Raw genomic sequence first — 513 nt, 5'->3', positions numbered from 1 at the left:
ACCCAACATTGACTGCCCCTCAGCTTGATTCTAAAGTCAAGAAAGTAAGAGACTTGCCTGCAATTGGTGGTATCTTAACTTTGCCAGATGGTTCATTCTTGATTTCCAATGCAGAGATGTGTTCTATTGATTTGATACGTAATGATTCTATTACACCCTATATTAAACCATCTCGTATCCTGATGTGGCCTGACGCCCTCACACTTGAAGGTGAGTATGTTTACTTTGCTTGTTCTCAGTTGGACTTATCCTCTCTGTTGAATCCCGGTGAAGAAGATAAAATGCATGCCCCATTCAATGTATTCAGAATTAAGAAACCATTTACATTCTAATCCAATAAGGTAATCTATGGCTCAGCTGTATTTCTACTACTCCGCAATGAACGCTGGTAAATCCACGTCCCTTCTACAATCCTCATTCAATTATAAAGAACGCGGCATGAAGACCGTGGTCTATACCGCTGAGTTAGACAACCGATATGGTGTTGGTAAAGTGACTTCAAGGGTGGGTCTT

The 513-nt window shown here is 40.9% G+C and carries 2 protein-coding genes; both read left to right on the top strand.

The window, feature by feature from the left end; translation table 11 throughout:
• On the top strand, positions 1-332 hold a 332-nt coding region (locus tag V6U79_RS29715; RefSeq protein ID WP_334616727.1), incomplete at its 5' end, for a hypothetical protein.
• Between the two features lie 16 nt (positions 333-348).
• On the top strand, positions 349-513 hold a 165-nt coding region (locus tag V6U79_RS29950; protein WP_442933840.1), incomplete at its 3' end, for a thymidine kinase.

The organism is Micromonospora psammae, from assembly GCF_036902725.1.
Lineage (GTDB): Bacteria > Actinomycetota > Actinomycetes > Mycobacteriales > Micromonosporaceae > Micromonospora.
This window is presented reverse-complemented; position numbering and strand designations above follow the sequence as displayed.